The sequence below is a fragment of the Mycolicibacterium madagascariense genome (assembly GCF_010729665.1).
In the GTDB taxonomy this organism is placed as follows: domain Bacteria; phylum Actinomycetota; class Actinomycetes; order Mycobacteriales; family Mycobacteriaceae; genus Mycobacterium; species Mycobacterium madagascariense.
This window is the reverse complement of the sequence record NZ_AP022610.1, coordinates 5,016,127-5,033,984: the sequence shown is the minus strand read 5'-3', so window position 1 is coordinate 5,033,984 and position 17,858 is coordinate 5,016,127. Positions and strand designations below refer to the sequence as shown.

The following is a 17,858-nucleotide window of genomic DNA, read 5'->3' as shown; positions in this document are numbered from 1 at the left end:
CATGAGCGGCCTGAGGCGAGCCGTCGGCAAGGTACGGGTGCGGCGGCATCATCTCGCGGCGGCCCGCATGTGCTGCGAGCGCAACGTCATGGCCGTCGCCGCCCGCCCGCGTCCCGTCGCGCAATCCCGGATCCTCGCCTATCACGCGGTGGGGACGCCGTACGTCGGCAACAACGACCTGGCACCCCGCCGCTTTCGGCAGCAGCTCGAGTTCGCGCTCGACGCCGGGTACACGTTCGTCCCGGCGCACGAGATCACCGAGGGGACCGCGCCCGCCCACGCGCTGGCCATCACGTTCGACGACGGAATCCGCAGTGCGGCAACGACGGCGGCACCCGTGCTCGCCGAGCTCGGGATCCCCTGGACGCTGTTCGTCGTCAGCGGGTGGGCCGACGGCGATGCCCGCGACTGGGCCGGTGACATGCTGATGGACTGGACCGACGTCGAACGTCTGGCGTCCCAAGGCGTGCACATCGGCAGCCACTCCGTCACCCATCCCAACTTCGCCCACATCGACACCGGCCAGGTGGCCTTCGAACTGGAGGAGTCGCGCCGCGTCATCGAGGCGCGTCTCGGCATCGTGGTCGACGACTTCGCGATCCCGATGGGCCAGTCGAAGGATTGGACCCAGCAGGCGGCCAAGGCCGCGGCCGAAGCGGGCTATCTGCGGGTGTACTCGCAGGCCGAGGACGGTCGATTCCCCGGCACGGTGGGGCGCACGTTCATCACGCGGTGGGACAACCGCCTCGTCTTCCGCGCTGCGCTGTCCGGCGTGTACGCCGGGTGGGAGGAGTGGTACTAGCGCGACTGTGCAAGCGAGGAGGCTAGCCTGCCTCGCGCGTCGAGCGGTATCTTTGCCGGTCTCAGCATCGACGCTGAAACCTGGAGTCGGACATGCCATCTCACCGTGCCGTGCGCCACGGCCGATCGACCACGGCCATCTGGTCGGGTACCGTCGCCGCCCTCGGCGGCATGGCCATGGTGGTGGCGGCGCCGGAAGCGGCGGCACTGATGCTCGCGGTGCCGGCGCGGGCGGAGACGGTATGCGACGGCATCGAGTCACCGACCCGTCCGCCGTGCGGCAGTCACCGTCGCGACGCGTCCGGCGGATCGGTACACCTGGACCTCCCCACCCCGGACGAGGCACTCGACGCCGCCGGTCGCATCCCCGGGCTCAACCGGTACGTCGGCAACGGCGCCGACGGAACCGCCGCCCATCCCGACGGTGCGGACGGCGGATCGTGGATGGGCAACGGCGGCAACGGTTTCAGCCCCGACACGGCCGGTGCGTCCGGCGGCAACGGCGGTAACGGCGGGTGGTTGGCCGGTGATGGCGGCGACGGTGGCAGTGGTGGGCCGGCGGAGCGCGGCGGCGAGGCGGGCGACGGTGGTCGGGGCGGCGACTCGGGATACCTGTTCGGCAACGGTGGGCACGGTGGCGCCGGCGGTGCCGGCGGCGGAGGGACGGACGTCGTCAACCCGGTCGCCCCATCGACGGCACCGACGAACCGCCACGGCGTCGGCCTGCAGGACGGCGGTCCGGGCGCCGACGGATACACCGGATGGAAGTACGCCTACCCGCACTCGTTCTCCCCTGATGGTGGTGGACGGGGTGGACCCCTCGGCGGCAACGGGGGCGACGGTGGGCATGGCGTGGACTCGAACGGCTTCTTCTTCGCGGGCCCCGGTGCTGACGGCGGCGATGCGATGGCCAACGGTGGTCGCGGCGGCGCCGGCGGACGCGGCGGCAACGACCTCTCCGAGCAATATCGCAGCGCGGGCGGCCGAGGCGGGCGTGGCGGCAACGGCGCAGGCGGAGCCGACGCGGGTACCGATGCCGATGGCGGCGCGGGCGGCCGTGGCGGGGCGGGCGGCAGCGGCGGTCGGGTCTCTGGCCTGGGCGGCGATGGCGGCGCCGGTGGCGCGGGCGGTGTCGGGGGCCGGGGCGCCGCGGGCGGTGACGGTGGCCGCGGTGGCAATGGCGGCATGGGCAGCGGCTACCACCTCTTCGCCGACGGCGGTGACGGCGGCGTCGGGGGGCACGGTGGAGCCGGTGGCCGCGCCGGCAACGGAGGCGATGGCGGCAGCGGCGGTGCGGCGGGACGCGGGGCAAGCGGAGGCGGCAAGGCCGGGCCCGGCGGTGCGGGCGGTCGCGGCGGGACGGGCGGAACCGGCGGGCACGGCGGCCGCGGTGGCTACCCGGGCGGCACGGCTCCCGAGGGGACGGGCAACTGGGGGCGGTCCGGCGCGAACGGCCCCGGCGGTGCCGGCGGACCGGGCGGCCACGGCGGCAGCGGTGGTGTCAGCGGGTCGGGCCGCGCGGGCTCCGCGGGGGATGCCGGCGCCGACGGTCATTCACCCGTAGGCACCGACCCCGGCGAGGGCGGCGACGGCGGACTCGGGCGCGCGGGCGGTGCACCCTAGCGCCCGCTACGTCGACACGAGTTCCACGCCCGAGAGCACCACGGCGTCGTCGCGGTCCGGCGCCGTAAGCACGGCGACCAGCGTGCCGCCGTCCTTCCAGACGCGCGCCGTCAGGGTCTCACCGGGGAACAGCACCCCCGCGAAGCGCGCCCCGTAGGAGCTGACGCGGGTCACGTCGCCGTCGAGGAATTCGTCGACGAGCGCCTTGGCCCCGATGCCGTAGGTGCACAGCCCGTGCAGGATGGGCGTGGGAAAGCCTGCGGCAGCGGCGAATTCGGGATCGGAGTGCAACGGGTTGCGGTCCCCGCACAACCGGTACAGCAGCGCCTGCTGGGGCAGCGTCGGGATGGACAGTTCGACGTCGGGCGCGCGGTCCGGCGGCTCCGCCGACGTCGAGGGGCCCCGCTCGCCGCCGAAGCCACCCTCGCCGCGGGCGAAGATGGACCGCTTCTGCGTCCACAGCGGGTCGCCCTCCGGTGTGGTGACCGTGGTCTCCGACCAGATGACCGCGGCCTTGCCCTTGTCCCAGATGTCGGTGAAGCGCGTGACGGCCCGTCCGGTGCCCGACGGGGGGATGGGGCCCGGGACGGTGATGGCCTCGCTGGCGTGCAATACCCGCGACAGTTCGATGTCGATGCCGGGAAACTTCACCGTCGGCGCGGACGTCATGTGGAAGCTCTGCGCGACGTTGCCGAACGTCGGCAGCACCTGCGGGGTGTCGTCGACCAGGTAGCGCAGCTCGCGCTGATCGAGCGGGTCGGCGCCCGCCCCGAGGCCGAGGTGGTAGAGCTGGACGTCGCTACTGCTCCAGGAGAATTCGACCGCGGGGAGCTCGGCGCCGATGGCCTCGTCGAGGTTGATCGGCACGTCAGGACCCCGAGCCGGAACGGGAGGTCGCCGCCGCTTCGGCCAGGTGCAGGGCCGCCAGGTACCCGAACGTCATGGCGGGCCCGATCGTCCCGCCCGGGCCGGGATAGGTGTGCCCCATCACCGGTGAGCTGACGTTGCCCGCGGCGTAGAGCCCCTCGATGATCGAACCGTCGTCGCGCAGCGCCCTGCCGTGCACGTCGGTGCGCACGCCGCCCTTGGTGCCGAGGTCGCCGGGCACCAGCTTGGCCGCGTAGAACGGTCCGTGGCTGATCTCGCCGAGGTTGGGGTTGGGCTTGTTCGTCGGGTCGCCGTAGTAACGGTCATACGCGCTCTCGCCGCGGTGGAAGTCCTCGTCGACCCCCGAGCGGGCGAACCCGTTGAACCGTTCGACGGTGTCCTTGAACTCTCCGATGGGCAGGCCGGTCTGCTCGGCCAGCTCCTCCAGGGTGTCGGCCTTCTGCACGACGCCGGACTCCAGCCACTTCTTCGGAATGCGTTGTCCCGGTTGCAGACCCGCGAAGATGTAGCGGTCGCGGTACTGCTGGTCGAAGATCAGCCAGGAGGGCACGTTCTCACCGGGCCCCTCGCCCTGGCCGAACTCGCCGCCGTACATCCAGTGGCAGGCCTCGACGTAGGGCATCGACTCGTTCATGAACCGCTTGCCGCTGGTGTTGACGATGATCGATCCGGGGGAGTTGCGCTCGGACAGTGCGAACCACGGCGCGCCGACGAGCGGGACCGTCGGCCCCCACCAGGAGTCCTCCATGACTTCCAGTGCGGCACCGAGCTTTTCGGCGGCCAGGATGCCGTCACCGGTGTTGGCCACCGCGCCGACCGTCCACTCGGTGGTGATCGGCGCGCGCTGGTACTTCACCCGCATCTGCTCGTTGTGCTCGAAGCCGCCACTGCCGAGGATGACGCCGCGGCGGGCCTTGATGAGCCGTGGTTCGTCGGATTCCGGCGCGGTGGTGTCGCGGACGTAGACGCCGCGGACGACGCCGTCCTCGACGTACAGGTCGGTCAGAGCGGTGTTGAGAAGCACTGGCACACCGGCCTCTTGGAGCCCGATGCGCATGGGTGCGATGAGCGCACGGCCCATGCCGACCAGGTTCTTGCCGGTGACCTTGCCCCACGTCGCGCGGATGCCGACCTTGAGGCTGCGCAGCACGCCGCGCGGATGGCGCTTGAGCTGGTTGAGCCGCACGTAGTCCTGCTGCATCACGACCATGTTCATCGGCACCTTGCCGTACGGCGGCTCGAGGCCGGGCAGGTCGGGGCCCAGCTTCTTGGCGTCGAACGGCTTGGGCTCCACCGAGCGGCCCGTCGGCTTTCCTCCCGCCGCCTCCGGGTAGTAGTCGGAGTAGCCCGGCACCCAGCAGAGCTTGAGCGGCGAGTGCTTCAGCACGAACGACAGCATCTCCGGGCCGCGCTCGAGATAGGTGTCGATCTTCTCCGGGGGCACGACGTCGCCGATGATGGTGTGGAGGTAGGTGCGGGCCGCGTCGGCGGTGTCCTTCACCTTGGCGCGCTTGAGGACTTCGTTGTTCGGAATCCACACGCCGCCGCCGGAACGGGCCGTCGATCCTCCATAGTGTGGAGCCTTTTCGACGACTACTGTCGAGAGTCCCTGATGGGCCGCGGTCAGCGCCGCCACCATGCCGGCGGCGCCGCTGCCGACCACGACGACGTCATACTCCTGCTGAGTCATGTAGAACACGTTATAGAATTGCCCGGCTGACCCACAACTGTGCCGGTCGACGAGACGAGGGGACTTCACCGATGTTGTCCGTTGATGTGCGAGACGAGTTGGCTGCGCAACTTGCCGAAGCCGAACGCAGCAAGGCGCCGACGACGCCGCTGACCGACGGTTACGCCGACATCGACGTGGTCGACGCCTATGAGATCCAGCTGATCAACATCCGCCAGCGGGTGGCCGAGGGCGCCCGGGTCGTCGGCCACAAGGTCGGGCTCTCCTCGGAGGCCATGCAGAAGATGATGAACGTCGACGAGCCGGACTACGGTCACCTGCTCGACGAGATGGAGGTCTTCGAGGACGTCCCCGTCGCGGCGGGCCGGTTCCTGTATCCGCGGGTGGAGGTCGAGGTGGGGTTCATCCTCGCCGACGACCTGCCCGGGGAGGGCTGCACCGAGGACGACGTGCTGGCCGCGACGGCGGCGTTCGCGCCGTCGATCGAGTTGATCGACACCAGGATCACCGACTGGAAGATCAAGCTGTGCGACACGATCGCCGACAACGCGTCCTCGGCGGGGTGGGTGCTGGGCAAGGAGCGGGTGTCGCCCAAGGACGTCGACATCAAGGGCATCGGGGCGACGCTGACCCGCAACGGCGAGGTCGTCGCGCAGGGCCGCAGCGACGCCGTGCTGGGCAACCCCGTCACCGCGGTGGCGTGGCTGGCGCGCAAGGTCGACCAGTTCGGGGTGCGGTTGCGGGCCGGGGACATCGTGCTGCCCGGATCGTGCACGCGTGCGATAGATGCCCGTCCCGGTGACGATTTCGTAGCCGAGTTCGACGGGCTAGGTTCAGTCCGTCTTTCCTTCGAATAGGGAGTGCACATGCCCGACAAGACATCCGTCGCGATCGTAGGGTCCGGCAACATCAGCACCGACCTGCTCTACAAGTTGCTGCGCTCGGAATGGCTGGAACCGCGCTGGATGATCGGCATCGACCCGCAGAGCGAAGGCCTGGCCCGCGCCCGCAAGCTCGGGCTGGAGACCTCCCACGAGGGCGTGGACTGGTTGCTCGCCCAGGACGAGAAACCCGATCTGGTCTTCGAGGCCACCAGCGCCTACGTGCACCGTGACGCCGCGCCGCGCTACGAGGAGGCGGGCATCCGCGCCATCGACCTGACCCCGGCCGCCGTCGGTCCCGGGGTGATCCCGCCGGCCAATCTGCGCGCCCATCTCGACGCGCCCAACGTCAACATGGTCACCTGCGGCGGGCAGGCGACCATTCCGATGGTCTACGCGGTCAGTCGCGTCGTGGACGTGCCGTATGCGGAGATCGTGGCCTCGGTGTCGAGTGCGTCGGCGGGGCCGGGCACGCGGGCCAACATCGACGAGTTCACCAAGACCACCAGCGCAGGCGTTCAGCACATCGGCGGTGCGCGGCGGGGCAAGGCGATCATCATCCTCAACCCGGCCGAGCCGCCAATGATCATGCGCGACACCATCTTCTGCGCGATCCCCGAGGACGCCGACCAGGACGCCATCACCGCGTCGATCAAGGAGGTGGCCGCCGAGGTGCAGACCTACGTGCCGGGCTACCGCCTGCTGAACGATCCGCAGTTCGATCCGCCGTCGGTGCACTCGGGCGGCCAGGCCGTCGTCACGGTCTTCGTCGAAGTCGAGGGGGCGGGTGACTATCTGCCGCCGTACGCGGGCAACCTCGACATCATGACCGCCGCGGCGACGAAGGTCGGCGAGGAGATCGCCAAGGAATCGCTCGCCGCCACTGCCGGAGGTGCCCACGCATGAGCGACGTCTACTTCAACCCCATCTGGGACGTCCGGATGACCGACACCTCGCTGCGCGACGGGTCCCACCACAAGCGCCACCAGTTCACCAAGGACGAGGTGCGCTCGATCGTCGCGGCACTCGATGCCGCCGGGGTTCCGGTCATCGAGGTCACCCACGGCGACGGGCTGGGCGGGTCGAGCTTCAACTACGGGTTCTCCAAGACCCCCGAGCAGGAGCTCATCAAGCTGGCCGCCGAGACGGCGACCGAATCCAAGATCGCCTTCCTGATGCTGCCCGGTCTGGGCACCAAGGAGGACATCAAGGAGGCCCAGCAGAACGGCGGTTCGATCTGCCGCATCGCGACGCACTGCACCGAGGCCGACGTGTCGATCCAGCACTTCGGGCTGGCGCGCGAGCTGGGTCTGGAGACCGTCGGGTTCCTGATGATGGCCCACACCATCAGCCCGGAGAAGCTGGCCGCGCAGGCCCGCATCATGGCCGACGCCGGGTGTCAGTGCGTGTACGTCGTGGATTCGGCGGGCGCGCTGGTGCTCGAGGGCGTGGCCGACCGCGTCGCGGCGCTGGTCGCCGAACTCGGTGACGACGCGCAGGTCGGCTTTCACGGGCACGAGAACCTCGGCCTGGGCGTGGCGAATTCGGTCGAGGCGGTGCGGGCGGGCGCCAAGCAGATCGACGGCAGCACCCGCCGGTTCGGCGCCGGCGCGGGCAACGCGCCGGTGGAGGCGATGATCGGGGTGTTCGACAAGATCGGCGTCAAGACCGGCATCGACTTCTTCGAGATCGCCGACGCCGCCGAGGACGTCGTGCGCCCGGCGATGCCCGCCGAATGCCTGCTGGACCGCAACGCACTGGTCATGGGCTACTCGGGGGTGTACTCCAGCTTCCTCAAGCACGCGATCCGCCAGGCCGACCGCTACGGCGTACCGGCCCATCAGCTGCTGCACCGCGCGGGTCAGCGCAAGCTCATCGGCGGCCAGGAGGACCAGCTCATCGACATCGCGCTGGAGATCAAGCGCGAGCAGGACGCAGCGGCCCCGGCCTAGCCGCCGAGGCTGCATCTCACGACGCTCCGGGCGCCACGGCGTCGCGAGATTCAGCCTCGAGCCAGAAACGAGGGGCAAGATGGGCGCGTGACTTCGGCCCCCACTCGACCGGTCCCCACCCGACCGGCCAACACCAAGCGACGGGTCGGTTCGCTCGAGGTGTTGTTGCTGGGCCTCATCGCGCTCGCGGTGTCCGCCGGCACGGTCAGCGCGTACGTCGCGGGTAGCCCGAACCTCAGCACGGCTGCGACGGTGTTCTGCGGCGTGTTCGTCCAGGCGCTGCCGTTCCTGGTGCTCGGGGTCCTCGTCAGCGGCCTCATCGCGGCGTTCGTCAGCGCCGAGCGCCTGGCGGGCTGGCTGCCGGGCCGTCCCGCATTCGCGGTGGTGGTCGCCGGGGTCGGCGGCGCCGCGCTGCCCGGCTGCGAGTGCGGTTCGGTCCCCATCGCCCGCCGGCTGTTCGGGCCGGGGACCAACGGCGCCGCGGCCCTGACGTTCATGCTCTCGGCGCCCGCGATCAACCCGGTCGTCCTCATCGCCACCGCCGTCGCGTTCCCCGGGCAGCCGCTCATCGTGCTGGCCCGGTGCGTAGCGTCACTGACCACGGCGGTCGTCATGGGGTTGCTGTGGTCACGGTTCGGCCGGCCCGAATGGGTGACCCGCACCCTGCCCGACGAGGTACCCGACGGCGCGTCGCGGTGGACGGTGTTCAACGAGGCGGCCCGCCATGACTTCCTCACCGCCGCCTCCTACCTGGTGGTGGGTGCGGCGGCGGCCGCGGCGCTGCACGTCCTGGTGCCGGCGTGGGTGTTCGAACACCTCGCGGGCAACCTCGTCGTCGGCGTCGTGTCGATGGCCCTGCTGGCCGTCGTGTTGGCGCTGTGCTCGGAGGCCGACGCGTTCGTCGTCGCCAGCCTGACGATGGTCCCGCTGATCCCACGACTGGTGTTCCTGGTCGTCGGGCCCGCGGTCGACGTCAAGCTCTGCGCGATGCAGGCGGGGATGTTCGGGCGCCGCTTCGCCCTGCGTTTCGGCCCGGCCACGTTCGTCGTGGCGACGGTCGTCGGCACGCTGGTCGGGCTGGCCGTCCTCGGCGGTGCCGGATGAGCCGCGGCGCCCAGAACCTGGTCCTACTGCTGATCGGGCTCGCGACCGCGGTGATGCTGGTGAAGGGCACCTACCTGAACTACGTCAGGCCGATGCTGCTGCCGTGGTTGGCGGCGGCTGCGGCGGGACTCATCGCGCTGGGGCTGGTGGCCATCGTCACCGACCTGCGCAACGCCCACCACGAACACCAGGACGCGGACGACGGACACGGCCATCGGCATCGGACGTGGCTGGGCTGGTTGCTGCTGGTGCCGATCGCCATGGTGGCGTTCGTGGTGCCGCCGGCGCTGGGTGCCAACGGCGCCAGCGCGGCGCCCGCCATCAGCCAGCCGCACCGTCGCGCCTTCCCGCCCCTGCCTGCGGGGGACGCCCCGACGGTGTCACTGCCCGAGGTGGTGATGCGCGCCGCCGCGGACTCCACCAATTCGCTGGTGGGACGGTCGATCACGCTCACCGGATTCACGCTGCACCGGCCCAACGGCATCGACCTGGGCCGGGTCGTCATCGTCTGCTGCGCCGCCGACGCCCAACTGGCCCGCGTGCACCTGACCGGACCCGGCGCGGCCGCGGCGGCGGGGCACGCCGATGACAGCTGGCTGCGCATCAAGGGTCAGATCGTGCCCGGCTCGTCGCATTCCGACGACGGCTTCATCCCCACCATGACCGTCACCGACGTCACCAGCATCGACAAGCCGGCGAACACCTACGCGTACTGAGCATGCTTGGATGGCGGCGGTGAACGCTTTCCCAGGCTTTGCCGACGAGGGCTTCGGACCGGTCGCCGATGCCTTCGCCGACAACTTCCGCCGCGGCACCGAGATGGGCGCGGCGTGCGCGGTCTACCACCGCGGGCGGCTGGTGGTCGATCTGCACGGCGGCATCGCCGACGCCGTCACCCGACGACCGTGGACCGCCGACACCGTCACCATCGGGTTCTCCGTCTCCAAGGGCCTGATGGCGCTCTGCGGGTATCTGGCCAGTGAGCGCGGGCTGCTCGACTTCGACGCGCCCGTCGCCTCGGTGTGGCCGGAATTCGCCGCACAGGGCAAGGGCGACATCGTGATTCGCGACGTCTTCGCCCACCGCGCCGGGCTGCTGGCACTCGACGCCGACCTGTCCCTCGCCGAGGTGCTGGCGTGGGAGCCGGTGATCCGCGCCATCGAGGCGCAGCGGCCACTGTGGTCGCCCGGCACCACGTACGCCTACCACGCGCTGACCTACGGCTGGCTCACCGGCGAGATCCTGCGCCGCGCCACGGGGCTGATGCCCAGCGCCCTGGTCGCCGACTACCTGGCCGGGCCGACCGGAGCCAATGCGTGGATCGGGCTGCCGGCCGAGCAGGAGCACCGGGTAGCTCGGATGCATGCGCCGCGTTCGAGGGCGCTGCGCGCGGGCTACCGGGTCTTCTCGACCGTCCTGCGACGGACCGGCCGGGCCGCCGCGGTGCGGGCCGTCACGATGGGCTCGGCGTTCCCGTTCTCGCTGATCGACGGGTGCGACGGCGACTTCAACACCCCCGCCGTCCACGCCGCGCAGATTCCCGCGGCCAACGCCATCGTCGACGCCCGCGCGCTGGCGGCCATCTACGGCGCCGCAGTGTCCTCCGTCGGCGCGGGCCCGCTGCTGAGCGGGGCGTCGATCGCCGACGCGCTCACCGTGCGGTCGGCGGGGCCCGGCTGGCGGGGCGCGGTCAACGCGCCGGGCAGTCGCTTCTCGACGGGGTTCCTCATCAACGGCATCCCGTTCCGGCCGCTGATCTCGGACTCGTCGTTCGGGCACGACGGCGCCAGCGGCAGCCTCGGCTTCGCCGACGCCGACAGCCAGACCGGCTTCGGCTACGTCAACAACCTGATCGCGCTGCGCGATCAGCGCGCGAACCACCTGACGGCCGCCCTGCGGCGCTGCCTGCATGATTGAGTGATGACCCCCACCCGTTCCCGTCGCTGCGCGCGCCCGTGATCCGCGCGGACGCGCAGACCATCCTCGAACAGCTCGCCGGACCGCACGCCGTCCTGCGCGACGACCAGTGGGTCGCGATCGAGGCGCTCGTCGTCCAGCGCCGTCGCGCGCTCGTCGTGCAGCGTACCGGCTGGGGCAAGTCGGCGGTGTACTTCATCGCCGCCAAGCTGCTGCGGGCCGCGGGCTTCGGGCCGACGGTCATCGTCTCGCCGCTGCTGGCGCTCATGCGCAACCAGGTGGCCGCCGCCGACCGGGCCGGCGTCCATGCCGCGACCATCAACTCGAGCAACGTCGCCGACTGGAGTGAGATCCACGACCGCGTCCGCGGCGGCGAGCTCGACGTGCTGCTGGTCAGCCCGGAACGCTTGAACAATCCGGACTTTCGCGATCAGGTACTGCCCGCGCTGGCGCAGGACGCCGGACTCGTCGTCGTCGACGAGGCGCACTGCGTGTCGGACTGGGGGCACGACTTCCGGCCCGACTACCGCCGGATCCGCACGCTGCTGGCCGATCTCGGTTCCGACGTCCCGGTGCTGGCCACCACTGCGACCGCCAACGACCGCGTGGTGGAGGACGTGGCCAGCCAGCTCGGCGTCGGCGGGAAGGACACGCTGGTCCTGCGCGGAGGGCTCGACCGCGAATCGCTACGGCTGTCGGTGGTCACGGCGGGCAACCCTGCTCAGCGTGCGGCTTGGCTTGCCGCACACCTGGATTCGCTACCTGGCTCGGGCATCGTCTACACGCTGACGGTGGCGCAGGCGAACGACGTCGCCACGCTGCTGCGGGATCGGGGGCACGCGGTCGCGGCCTATACCGGCGCCACCGAGACCAGCGAGCGCGAGCAGCTGGAGGGCGATCTACTGGCCAATCGCGTCAAGGCGCTCATCGCCACGTCGGCGCTCGGCATGGGCTTCGACAAACCCGACCTCGGCTTCGTCGTCCATCTCGGCGCACCGTCGTCGCCCATCGCGTACTACCAGCAGGTCGGCCGGGCCGGGCGCTCGACCGACAGCGCCGAGGTGGTGCTGCTGCCCGGTCGCGAGGACCAGGACGTGTGGCGCTACTTCTCGTCGGTGGCATTTCCCTCGGAAGCCATGGTGCGCAACGTGATCGGCGCTCTCGAGCGCGACCGTCCGCAGTCGACGCCCGCGCTGGAGCCGCTGGTGGACCTGGGCCGGACGCGGCTGGAGATGGTCCTCAAGGTGCTCGACGTCGACGGCGCGGTCCGTCGCGTCAAGGGCGGCTGGGTGGCGACCGGCGAGCCGTGGGAGTACGACGAGGCGCGCTACCGCAAGCTCGACGAGGCGCGCCGGCGCGAGCAGCAGGCCATGCTCGACTACCAGGCGACCGACGGTTGCCGGATGGCGTTCCTGCGGCGCCAGCTCGACGATCCAGAACTCGGGGCCGACGAACGCTGCGGGCGTTGCGACAACTGCACCGGCAACCGCTACGACGCCGCGGTCGATCCGTCGTCGGCCGAGGAGACCCGGCAGCGGCTGATGCGCCCCGGCGTCGAGATCAGCCCGCGCAAGCAGTGGCCGTCCGGCCTGGCCAAGCTCGGCGTGCAGCTCAGCGGGAAGATCGGCGACGGTCCCGCCCCGGGTCGAGTGATCGGGCGGCTCACCGACCTCGGCTGGGGTGCGCGGTTGCGCGCCCTGCTCGACGCGCCCGATGCGCCGGCGAGCGAGGACGTCGTCAAGGCCGCGGTCGCGGTGCTGGCGTCCTGGGGGTGGACGACGCGGCCCACCGCCGTGCTCGCGATGGACTCCGACCGGCACCCGCTGCTGATCTCCTCACTGGCCTCCGAACTCGCCAGGCTGGGCAGGCTCACCGACCTCGGGGTCCTGCGGTACGCACCGGAACGCCGTCCGGTGACGGCCGCCAACTCGGCGTATCGCGTTGCGGCGCTGCAGGATTCGTGGCAGCCGCCCGATGCGTCGGTCATCGGCGCCGCGGGCGGGCCGGTGCTCCTCGTCGACGACATGACCGACACCGGGTGGACGCTGACGATGGCGGCGCGCGTGGTGCGTGCCGCCGGCGCGCCCGACGTGCTGCCGTTCGCGCTCGCGAGCACCAGTTAGCCGGTGCCCAACCACCGTTGGCTCACGGCCGCGAAGGTGCCGTCGTTGGTGATCAGGTTCAGCCACTGGTCGATCCACTGCTGGAGCATCACGTCGGCGCGCGGCACGAGATAGGCCTTCTGCGAGAACGTGAACGGGTGGTCGACGGCGACGCCGCACAGCAGCGGGTTGCGCGCCGTCTGCCAACGGACTTCGCTGGCGTCGGTGATCATGACGTCGGCGCGGCCCTGGACGAGCTGCTCGAAGATCGTGTCGTTGTCCGGGTACTCGACGATCGTCGCGTTCTTCAGGGTGGCGTGGTCGAAGTCGGCGTTGGTCCCGCCGGGGTTCACGACGACCCGCACCTCGGTGCGGTCGACGTCGGCCAGTGACCGGTACCTGGCGGCGTCGGCGCAGCGCACCGCGGCGGCCTTGCCGTCGCGCAGGTAGGGCGTGGAGAACCGGGCCTTCTTCGCCCGGTCGAGGGTGATGGTGATGCCGCCCATCGCCAGGTCGCAGTGGTCGTCGAGGTCGCGCATCAGCGACGACCACGTGGTGGGCACCAGGTCGAGTCGCACGCCGAGGCGGGTGGCGAGATCGTGGGCGAGGTCGACGTCCAGGCCGCTCCACCGGCCCTGCGGATCGCGGTAGGTGAAGGGGCGGTAGTCGCCGGTGCTGCAGACCCGCACCACCTTCGCCCCGACGATGCGGTCGAGGTCGGACCCCTGCGCCGGCGCGGCGGGTGGCGCCTGGCACGCCGACGTGGCCATGGTGAGCAGCGTCAGCAGGCTGGCGAGGAGCGCACGCGACGGCACCGGACCAGGGTCGCATGCCCGTCTAGCGGGCACCGCTGAGCCGTCGGGTCAGGACCTCGGCGGTGTCCACCACGCCACGCGCCAGCCTGCCGATCTCCACGTCGGTGACCGCGCGCCCGATCCGCAGGGACACCACCATCGCCTGCCGGTGGTGGTGGTCGAACACCGGCGCCGAGACGACGCTGATGTCGGTCCGCTGCCGGGCGCCGCCCGCGCCGGGCAGGTACACCCGCTCGCCGATGTCGGAGACCATCTCCCCCAGCAGCGCCTGCAGTTCCTGGGGGAGCGTGTCCGACATGCCCGCCATGAGGGCGTAGAGCCGGCGCCCACCCGGGGTCAGCCGTTCGACGAGGTAGCCGCTGCGGCGGCATTCGGTGATCACGTGATCGAGTCGGTGGGAGTCGGTGCGCAGGGGGATCGTCGGCTCCTTGGCGAGCCAGTCGCGCAACGCGTGGTCGTCCCACAGCACGAACATCAATCCGACCGGCGGAGCGAACGGATAGCTCTGCCCCACGCGGACACCGACGTCGGAGGGTCCGACCAACTCCAGGAGCGTGATGCGGTCGTCGATCACCGCCGAGAGGGCGGCGGTGGTGTCGAAGGCGGCCGACAGGCGCCGCAGCTCCTCGCGCGCGCTCGGGTCGACGCGCATGGACTCCTGGGCGGTGTGCCCGAGCGAGATCAGTTGCGGGCCAAGCCGATAGCGCTTGTCGACGCCGTCGCAGACCAGGTAGCCGGAGTCGGTCAGCGTGGTCAGGATGCCGAGGCAGGTCGGCTTGCTCAACGCCAGTCGCCGGGCGAGCTCGGAGAGCCCGAAGCGGTCGTGCGGGTGGCGTGCCAGGAAGTCGAGGATCGCGACGACGCGCTCGGTCGGGGGCGACGTCCGGTCCGCCATGCTCACCCCGCCCGTTGACTCGAATTAGAACACGTTCTACTGTCGAGCAGAAGAATCTACCAGCTCGGTCCAATATTGGACCAGTGCGGAAATGCAGAGGACGCCGCCGTCATGCACCCATCAGCTCGCACGTCGCAACCGCTGGCCGACGCCATCGCCGAAGCCGAGAGCCTCGTCGCCGCAGCGCCGTTCATCGAGACCGAAGCCGACCTGCTCGAGGGGTTGCAGTATCTGGCCGGCTGCATCGCCGCCTGCACGCACGTCGCCTTCGACTACGACCGCGACCACCCCTTCCTGCACAGCGGTACGGGTCCGTTCACGAAGATGGGCCTCGACAACCCCGACACGATGTACTTCGGGACGCGCGTGCAGCCCGGCCACGAGTACGTCGTGACGGGGCGCCGCGGCACCACGACCGACGTCAGCTTCCAACTGCTCGGCGGCGAGTACACCGACGACAACGTGCCCGACAGCGAGACCGCGTTCGACGACCGCCAGCTCGACATCACCGCCGACGGCACCTTCGAATGGCGATTCATGCCGAAGACGCCCGCGCAGTTGGTGATTCGCGAGGTCTACAACGACTGGTCCGCGCAGCGCGGCACCTTCGCCATCGCACGCACCGACACCGCGGGCACGGCACCCCCACCGCTGACCCGCGAGCAGATCGAGAAGCGCTACGCGGTCGCGGGCAAGCAGCTCGTCCAGCGGGTCAAGACGTGGCTGCAGTTCCCGCAGTGGTTCTATCAGGACAGCCCGCCCAACACGATGGTGCCGCCCCGCCTGACGCCGGGCGGACTGGCCACCCAGTACTCCTCGGTCGGTCAGTTCGATCTCGCCGAGGACCAGGCGCTCGTCCTCGTGCTGCCCGCGACCGACGCGCCCTATCTCGGGTTCCAGCTCGGCAGCCTCTGGTACATCTCGCTGGACTACATCAACCACCAGACGTCCCTGAACGGCACACAGGCGCAGGTGGATCCGGATGGGAAGATCCGGATCGTGGTGTCCGACCAGAACCCCGGCGTCACCAACTGGGTCGAGACGCTCGGCCACCGCCGGGGCTTCCTCCAGTTCCGCTGGCAGCGCGTGTCGCGCGAGATGGGTCCGGCCGACGGCCCGACGGTGCAGCTGGTCGGCGTCGACGAGGTGGCCGGCGCCCTGCCGTACTACGACGCCAACAAGATCTCCGACGACGACTGGCGCGCACGGATAGCGTTGCGGCAGAAGCTGATTGGCGAGAGGATGGTGGGTTGACCATGGCCGGACTGCTGCAGGACAAAGTCGTCGTGATCAGTGGGGTCGGTCCTGCGCTGGGCACGACGCTGGCGCGGCGCTGTGCGCAGGAGGGCGCCGATCTGGTGCTGGCGGCGCGCACCGTCGAGCGCCTGGAGGACGTCGCCAAGCAGATCGCCGACCTCGGACGGCGCGCGGTGTCGGTGGGTACGGACATTACCGACGATGCCGAGGTCGACCACCTCGTCGAGGAGACGCTGTCGGCGTACGGCCGCGTGGACGTCCTGATCAACAACGCCTTTCGGGTGCCCTCGATGCGGCCGCTGGCCAACACCACCTTCGAGCACATGCGCGACGCCATCGAGCTGACGGTGTTCGGCGCCCTGCGGATGATCCAGGGCTTCACGCCGGCGCTGGCCGAGGCGAACGGGTCGATCGTCAACGTGAACTCGATGGTCGTGCGCCACTCGCAGGCCAAGTACGGGGCGTACAAGATGGCCAAGTCGGCGCTGCTGGCGATGTCCCAGTCGCTGGCGACCGAGCTGGGCGAGCAGGGCATCCGCGTCAATTCCGTTCTGCCCGGTTACATCTGGGGCGGCACGCTGCAGAGCTACTTCGAACACCAGGCGGGCAAGTACGGCACGTCGGTGGACGAGATCTACCGGGCCGCGGCCGTCAACAGCGATCTGAAGCGGCTGCCCACCGAGGACGAGGTGGCCTCCGCGATCCTGTTCATGGCCAGCGATCTGGCCACCGGAATCACGGGCCAGGCGCTCGACGTGAACTGCGGGGAGTACAAGGCGTGAGTCCCATCCGCACCGATCCGGGCACCGTCGACGATCTGCACGCCTCGGCCGTGAAGGCCTGCGGGCTCGACGACTTCGGCTCCGACGACGACGGTTACCGCGAGGCGCTCGGCGTCCTGCTCGAATCGTTCCGGCGCGACGCCGATCTCACCGAGTTCGGCAGCAAGATGCAGCGGTTCTTCGTGCGCAATGCGCTGGTGGCCCGGCTGGTCTCGGAGGCGGCGTTCAAGCAGTACCCGGAGCACGTCGACGTGCCGATCGAGCGGCCGATCTTCGTGACCGGTCTGCCGCGCACCGGCACCACGGCGATCCACCGGCTGCTGACGGCCGACCCGAGGCATCAGGGACTCGAGCTCTGGCTGGCGGAGTTCCCGCAGCCGCGTCCGCCGCGCGAGGCGTGGTCGCAGAACCCGGCGTTCCAGCAGCTCGACGCGCAGTACGCCAAGGCGCACGCGGAGAATCCGGACTACACCGGCCTGCACTACATGACCGCCGACGAGGTCGAGGAATGCTGGCAGCTGCTGCGCCAGTCGCTGCACTCGGTGTCCTATGAGACCCTGGCGCACATTCCGACGTACTCGCGGTGGCTGGCGCAGCGGGACTGGACCAAACCCTATGCGCGCCATCGCCGTAACCTGCAACTGATCGGTCTGAACGACGTCGACAAGCGCTGGGTGCTGAAGAACCCCAGCCACCTGTTCGCCCTCGACGCGCTGTTCGCGACCTACCCCGACGCGCTGGTGGTGCAGTGCCACCGCCCTGCCGAGACCATCATGGCGTCGATGTGCTCACTGGCGCAGCACACCACGGAGGGCTGGTCGAACGTCTTCACCGGCGAGGTCATCGGCCAGGATTCACTCGAGACGTGGTCGCGCGGGCTGGAGTTGTTCAATGCCGAACGGGCCAAACATGATTCGTCGCACTTCTACGACCTCGACTACTTCGAACTCGTCAAGGATCCCATCGCGGTGGTCGCCGACGTGTACGACACGTTCGGCATCGAGTTCACCGACGATGCCCGTGCGGCCATGGTCGCGAGCCACGCGGAGAGCCGCCAGGGTCCGCGCGCGCCCAAGCACACCTACTCGCTCGCGGACTACGGGCTGACCGACGAACAGGTCAGGGAACGCTTCGCCGGTCTGTGACCGGGT

16 protein-coding genes are annotated in these 17,858 nt (G+C 70.4%); 12 read left to right on the top strand and 4 right to left on the bottom strand.

Going from position 1 to position 17,858, the window contains the following annotated elements; translation table 11 throughout:
- Position 1 precedes the first annotated feature (1 nt).
- Together G6N60_RS23830 and G6N60_RS28950 are read left to right on the top strand one after the other, a co-directional pair.
- The gene (locus G6N60_RS23830; RefSeq protein ID WP_163741869.1) at positions 2-802 is read left to right on the top strand and encodes a polysaccharide deacetylase family protein; all 801 of its coding nucleotides are present in this window, start codon (positions 2-4) and stop codon (positions 800-802) included.
- A 92-nt stretch (positions 803-894) separates the two neighbouring features.
- The gene (locus tag G6N60_RS28950) at positions 895-2,424 is read left to right on the top strand and encodes a PGRS repeat-containing protein (protein ID WP_163741866.1); all 1,530 of its coding nucleotides are present in this window, start codon (positions 895-897) and stop codon (positions 2,422-2,424) included.
- Between the two features lie 6 nt (positions 2,425-2,430).
- Here the strand turns inward: G6N60_RS28950 and G6N60_RS23820 are convergent, their stop codons facing one another.
- On the bottom strand, positions 2,431-3,291 hold the full coding sequence (locus G6N60_RS23820) for an enoyl-CoA hydratase ChsH3 (RefSeq protein ID WP_163741864.1): 861 nt from the start codon (positions 3,289-3,291) through the stop codon (positions 2,431-2,433).
- Position 3,292: 1 nt separating this feature from the next.
- The gene (gene kstD, locus G6N60_RS23815; RefSeq protein ID WP_163741862.1) at positions 3,293-5,002 is read right to left on the bottom strand and encodes a 3-oxosteroid 1-dehydrogenase; all 1,710 of its coding nucleotides are present in this window, start codon (positions 5,000-5,002) and stop codon (positions 3,293-3,295) included.
- Positions 5,003-5,073: 71 nt separating this feature from the next.
- Here kstD and G6N60_RS23810 point away from each other — a divergent pair, with 71 nt between their 5' ends.
- From G6N60_RS23810 to G6N60_RS23780, 7 genes are all read left to right on the top strand, one after another.
- Complete coding sequence (locus tag G6N60_RS23810) at positions 5,074-5,859, top strand: 2-keto-4-pentenoate hydratase (protein ID WP_163741860.1); 786 nt, start codon at positions 5,074-5,076, stop codon at positions 5,857-5,859.
- Between the two features lie 9 nt (positions 5,860-5,868).
- On the top strand, positions 5,869-6,789 hold the full coding sequence (locus G6N60_RS23805; RefSeq protein ID WP_163741858.1) for an acetaldehyde dehydrogenase (acetylating): 921 nt from the start codon (positions 5,869-5,871) through the stop codon (positions 6,787-6,789).
- Complete coding sequence (dmpG, locus tag G6N60_RS23800) at positions 6,786-7,835, top strand: 4-hydroxy-2-oxovalerate aldolase (protein WP_163741856.1); 1,050 nt, start codon at positions 6,786-6,788, stop codon at positions 7,833-7,835. Before G6N60_RS23805 ends, dmpG begins: the two co-directional genes overlap by 4 nt.
- 87 nt (positions 7,836-7,922) lie before the next feature.
- Positions 7,923-8,939, top strand: coding sequence for a permease (locus G6N60_RS23795; protein WP_163741853.1), 1,017 nt, complete (start codon positions 7,923-7,925; stop codon positions 8,937-8,939).
- Entirely contained in the window at positions 8,936-9,655 is a 720-nt protein-coding gene (locus G6N60_RS23790) for a TIGR03943 family putative permease subunit (protein WP_163741851.1), read from the top strand. Before G6N60_RS23795 ends, G6N60_RS23790 begins: the two co-directional genes overlap by 4 nt.
- Positions 9,656-9,674: 19 nt before the next feature.
- On the top strand, positions 9,675-10,856 hold the full coding sequence (locus G6N60_RS23785) for a serine hydrolase domain-containing protein (RefSeq protein ID WP_197746961.1): 1,182 nt from the start codon (positions 9,675-9,677) through the stop codon (positions 10,854-10,856).
- The gene (locus G6N60_RS23780) at positions 10,853-12,979 is read left to right on the top strand and encodes a RecQ family ATP-dependent DNA helicase (RefSeq protein WP_246240991.1); all 2,127 of its coding nucleotides are present in this window, start codon (positions 10,853-10,855) and stop codon (positions 12,977-12,979) included. Before G6N60_RS23785 ends, G6N60_RS23780 begins: the two co-directional genes overlap by 4 nt.
- Here the strand turns inward: G6N60_RS23780 and G6N60_RS23775 are convergent.
- Positions 12,976-13,773 (bottom strand): transporter substrate-binding domain-containing protein, encoded by a 798-nt coding sequence (locus G6N60_RS23775; RefSeq protein WP_246240987.1) that lies wholly within the window; start codon positions 13,771-13,773, stop codon positions 12,976-12,978. The two genes, G6N60_RS23780 and G6N60_RS23775, sit on opposite strands and share 4 nt — an antisense overlap.
- A 22-nt stretch (positions 13,774-13,795) precedes the next feature.
- Positions 13,796-14,668, bottom strand: a complete 873-nt coding sequence (locus G6N60_RS23770) for an IclR family transcriptional regulator (protein ID WP_163741847.1) — start codon at positions 14,666-14,668, stop codon at positions 13,796-13,798.
- Between the two features lie 111 nt (positions 14,669-14,779).
- Here G6N60_RS23770 and G6N60_RS23765 point away from each other — a divergent pair, with 111 nt between their 5' ends.
- Genes G6N60_RS23765 through G6N60_RS23755 form a run of 3 tightly spaced genes read left to right on the top strand, consistent with a single transcriptional unit; the run spans position 14,780 to position 17,852 of the window.
- Entirely contained in the window at positions 14,780-15,922 is a 1,143-nt protein-coding gene (locus tag G6N60_RS23765) for a hypothetical protein (RefSeq protein WP_163741845.1), read from the top strand.
- 2 nt (positions 15,923-15,924) lie between these two features.
- Entirely contained in the window at positions 15,925-16,707 is a 783-nt protein-coding gene (locus G6N60_RS23760) for an SDR family oxidoreductase (protein WP_163744458.1), read from the top strand.
- Positions 16,704-17,852 carry a sulfotransferase family protein gene (locus G6N60_RS23755; protein ID WP_163741843.1) on the top strand — a complete coding sequence of 383 codons (1,149 nt, stop codon included), beginning with the start codon at positions 16,704-16,706 and terminating at the stop codon, positions 17,850-17,852. The genes G6N60_RS23760 and G6N60_RS23755 overlap by 4 nt, the downstream gene beginning before the upstream one ends.
- Positions 17,853-17,858: the final 6 nt, after the last annotated feature.

Coding starts and splice junctions, on each gene's coding strand:
- G6N60_RS23830 (WP_163741869.1), top strand. CDS start 2: ATGAGCGGCCTGAGGCGAGCCGTCGGCAAGGTACGGGTGCGGCGGCAT.
- G6N60_RS28950 (WP_163741866.1), top strand. CDS start 895: ATGCCATCTCACCGTGCCGTGCGCCACGGCCGATCGACCACGGCCATC.
- kstD (WP_163741862.1), bottom strand. CDS start 5,002: ATGACTCAGCAGGAGTATGACGTCGTCGTGGTCGGCAGCGGCGCCGCC.
- G6N60_RS23810 (WP_163741860.1), top strand. CDS start 5,074: ATGTTGTCCGTTGATGTGCGAGACGAGTTGGCTGCGCAACTTGCCGAA.
- G6N60_RS23805 (WP_163741858.1), top strand. CDS start 5,869: ATGCCCGACAAGACATCCGTCGCGATCGTAGGGTCCGGCAACATCAGC.
- dmpG (WP_163741856.1), top strand. CDS start 6,786: ATGAGCGACGTCTACTTCAACCCCATCTGGGACGTCCGGATGACCGAC.
- G6N60_RS23790 (WP_163741851.1), top strand. CDS start 8,936: ATGAGCCGCGGCGCCCAGAACCTGGTCCTACTGCTGATCGGGCTCGCG.
- G6N60_RS23770 (WP_163741847.1), bottom strand. CDS start 14,668: ATGGCGGACCGGACGTCGCCCCCGACCGAGCGCGTCGTCGCGATCCTC.
- G6N60_RS23765 (WP_163741845.1), top strand. CDS start 14,780: ATGCACCCATCAGCTCGCACGTCGCAACCGCTGGCCGACGCCATCGCC.
- G6N60_RS23760 (WP_163744458.1), top strand. CDS start 15,925: ATGGCCGGACTGCTGCAGGACAAAGTCGTCGTGATCAGTGGGGTCGGT.